The organism is Treponema sp. (assembly GCF_024696245.1).
Classification (GTDB): domain Bacteria; phylum Spirochaetota; class Spirochaetia; order Treponematales; family Treponemataceae; genus Treponema_D.
The window spans coordinates 1-3,830 of record NZ_JAILGZ010000003.1 but is presented as its reverse complement, the minus strand read 5'-3'; the positions used below and the strand labels follow the sequence as shown (position 1 = coordinate 3,830).

3 protein-coding genes are annotated in these 3,830 nt (G+C 39.8%); 1 reads left to right on the top strand and 2 read right to left on the bottom strand.

The features are described 5' to 3' along the window. Window positions 1–1,190: TrpB-like pyridoxal phosphate-dependent enzyme (locus tag K6D58_RS00140; protein WP_296826305.1), on the bottom strand; the 1,190-nt coding region annotated here is incomplete at its 3' end. A 228-nt stretch (window positions 1,191–1,418) separates the two neighbouring features. Between K6D58_RS00140 and K6D58_RS00135 the strand changes: the two genes are divergently transcribed. Continuing rightward, the gene (locus tag K6D58_RS00135) at window positions 1,419–3,497 is read left to right on the top strand and encodes a methyl-accepting chemotaxis protein (RefSeq protein WP_296826304.1); all 2,079 of its coding nucleotides are present in this window, start codon (window positions 1,419–1,421) and stop codon (window positions 3,495–3,497) included. Between the two features lie 11 nt (window positions 3,498–3,508). Here the strand turns inward: K6D58_RS00135 and K6D58_RS00130 are convergent. Continuing rightward, window positions 3,509–3,830, bottom strand: a 322-nt coding sequence (locus tag K6D58_RS00130) for a hypothetical protein (RefSeq protein WP_296826302.1), incomplete at its 5' end; no start/stop codon positions are given.

Sequence of the window (3,830 nt, the reverse complement as noted above, 5' to 3'; positions counted from 1 at the left end):
GCAACCTTAATTGCATGGCTGCTTTCTGGAGCTGGAAGAATTCCTTCTACACGGGCAAATTCCTGACCTGCCCTGAATACTTCTGTCTGTTCAACGCTGCGGGCTTCTATAAGTTTGTCATCATAAAGCTGTGAAAGAATTGAACTCATTCCGTGGTAGCGTAATCCACCTGCATGGTTAGCAGAAGGAATAAATTCAGAACCAAGGGTATACATCTTAGCCAGAGGACATACATGACCTGTATCACAGAAGTCATATACATATTTACCGCGGGTAAGGCTTGGACATGAAGCAGGTTCAACAGCAATAAACTGATAGTCAGCTTCTCCTCTGAGTTTTCTTCCCATAAATGGAGAAATAAGACCGCCAAGATTTGAACCACCGCCGGCACAACCAATAATTACATCCGGTTTAATTCCATACTTATCCATTGCAGTCATTGATTCAAGACCGATAATTGTCTGGTGAAGAAGAACCTGAGACAGAACGCTTCCAAGAACATAGCGGTAGCCTTCCTGTTTTGAGGCTGCTTCTACAGCTTCAGAAATTGCACAACCAAGACTTCCGGAAGTTCCAGGGAATTCAGCAAGGATTTTGCGTCCTACTTCTGTTGTTTCTGAAGGTGAAGGAGTGATGTTTGCACCGTAAGTTCTCATTACTTCGCGGCGGAAAGGTTTCTGTTCATAAGAACACTTTACCATATAAACCTGGCAGTCCAGCCCAAAATAAGAACATGCCATAGAAAGAGCTGTTCCCCACTGACCTGCACCGGTTTCTGTAGTTACACCCTTAAGGCCCTGCTTTTTAGCATAGTAAGCCTGAGCAATTGCTGAATTAAGTTTGTGGCTTCCGCTGGTATTGTTTCCTTCAAACTTGTAATAGATTTTTGCAGGAGTACCCAGCTTTTTTTCAAGACAGTAAGCACGGACAAGTGGAGCCGGTCTGTACATTTTGTAAAATTCCCTGATTTCCTGGGGAATTGGAATATATGCGTCTGTGTCATTAAGTTCCTGTTTAATAAGCTCATCACAAAAAACAGGTCTTAACTCTTCAAACTTAAGTGGCTGATGTGTTGCCGGATTAAGAAGAGGAGCAGGCTTGTTTTTCATGTCTGCACGAACGTTATACCAGGAATCTGGAAGTTCATTTTCTGAAAGATAGATTTTGTAAGGAATTTTTTCAGTGTTCAATTGTATCTCCGATATATTATGTTTTTATATGTAGAAACATAATACAACCAAAATTCAAAAGCTTCAACACTAAAATTAACACATGTAAATATAAATATACCTGAAGGTGCTGCCTTTTTTATTTCGTTACCTACCGCCGCCAGGCAACAAATACTTTTGATAAATAATTTTCTTGTGTATTCAAATTTTCACAGTTAGAATTAATTAGCAAAGAAAAGGAGACAAATAATGAGAATCCGCCATCAGCTTATAATAAGCCACACAACCCTTACTTTTTTAGTAGTTATACTTATTGCAGCAGCAGCCATTATCACCCAGCAAAAAACACTTCAAAAAGAAATCACAAAAATATCAGAGCTGCAGGTAGAAAAAGTAAACACTCAGATTGACAATTTTCTGTCCAAACCCCAGCACACTATAGAAATTGTTACTGCTTACATGGAAAGCCTGGAAAGCTACAACAGAGACAACATCGAAGACTTTCTTGTAGCTCAGGCCACAGGATACAGTGAATATTCCATGCTCTATGTTTCAAGCGCTATTCCGACATGCCGGGGAGGATTTACCTTTACCAACATTCACTGGGTAGCACCTTCTGACTTTGATGAAACAACCCGTTCCTGGTTCTCTGGTGCCAAAGGTTCAATGGGAACAATTGTATTTTCAAATCCCTATGTTGATGAACAATCTAAAGGAATTGTCGTAACTCTTTCTAAAGCCTTCAAAAACAAAAAGGGAGAATTTGCAGGTGTAGTTGGTGTAGACCTTCTTCTTGATGAAGTTGTAAAAATGGTAGATGAAGTAAAGCTTACAAAAAGTGCAGCTGCTTTCATGATAGATTCCGATGGAATATACGTTACAAATCCTGATACAAATAAAGTCGCACAGGAAAACTTCTACAGCGAAAACGGATTTTCTACCCTTAAAAATAAGATTCCTGACAACAGTCCATACATCAATCTTAGCAATAATGGCCAGTACTTTGCTGCAAGAAAAATGTCCAGTCTCTGCGGATGGACAATTGTATCCTATGGTCCCCTTAGTGAACTTTATTCAACCCTTTACGGCAGTCTTAAAGTTATAATTATAATTGCCGCAGCCGCACTTTTTGTGGCAATAATTATTTCACTCTTCATTTCAATCGGAATTACCCATCCACTTAAGCATATTGCCATTGCCCTTACTAAAATTTCAGGTGGACATGCAGATTTAACCAACAGACTGCATTTTCACCTTAAAAATGAAATCGGCGAAATCTCAAACGGCTTTAATTCATTTGCAGAACAGCTGCAAAAAATAATCGGCGATCTTATTAAGTCCCAGCATATTCTCTCTGATGCAGGAACAAACCTTGACTGCAGTACCCAGGATACATCAGAAGCTATTAAAACCATTCTCAACAACATTTCTGACGTTACCAGCCAGATTCAGAATCAGGGTCACGGAGTAGAAGAAACAGCAGGAGCAGTAAACCAGATTGCATCAAACATTCAGTCCCTTGAAAAAATGATTTCTGCCCAGGCAAACGGGGTTTCCCAGGCCAGTGCTGCAGTCGAAGAAATGATAGAAAACATCGCTTCCGTAAACACCAGCATAGAAAAAATGGCTGATTCCTTTAATACACTGGAAGAAGACGCCCAGAAAGGAAACCAGAAACAGGAAGCAGTAAACGAAAGAATCAGTCAGATAGAAACCCAGTCACAGCTTTTACAGGAAGCAAACATGGCAATTTCCAGTATTGCAGAACAGACAAACCTCCTTGCCATGAATGCCGCAATAGAAGCAGCCCATGCCGGAGAAGCAGGCAAAGGTTTCAGCGTAGTAGCAGACGAAATCAGAAAGCTTTCAGAAACTTCTGGCAGTCAGTCAAAGACAATCGGAGAGCAGCTCCTTAAGATTCAGGAATCAATTAAAGAAGTTGTATCTGCCTCTATGGAATCAAGTCAGGCCTTTAATTCAGTATCATCAAAAATCAAAAATACCGACCAGCTTGTTCGTCAGATCAAGGCAGCGATGGAAGAACAGAATGAAGGTTCAAAGCAGATTATTCAGGCACTTCACGCAATGAATGATACAACAACAGAAGTAAAGAATTCTTCTCAGGAAATGAGCGAAGGAAACAAACAGATTCTTGGAGAAGTACAGAAACTTCAGGATTCATCACAGCTCATTAACAAAACCATGTCACAGATGGATTCAAGTGCCCGCACTATCACACAGAGCAAGGATTCACTTTCTCTTATTTCTACACAGATTAAGGAAACTATTACAGAAATCGGTGACCAGATAAATCAGTTCACCATTTAAAATCCTTACCCTTAAAGATAACGCTTAAGCCAGGCCTGTTTTTCTGCCGGCAGTTCCATATCAGAGAGCAGGTCCTTTAATTCAATAAGGGAGATAGAAAAATCTATGCCTTTCTTTTCAAAAAGATTTGTAACGTTAAACATGCAGTCCTTAAACTTTGCAAATTCAGTTGTTTCTTCAAAAAGAATATTATCAAACTCACGGCGGTACTTTTCTTCTTCAAAAGGATTATCCAGGGTCCAGATACAGTTTATCAGCTGAATCTTTTTTCCCTTAAGTTCAAGCTCATTTTTAAGCACGTAATTGTAAATACCCAGGGCATGGGTAAACATC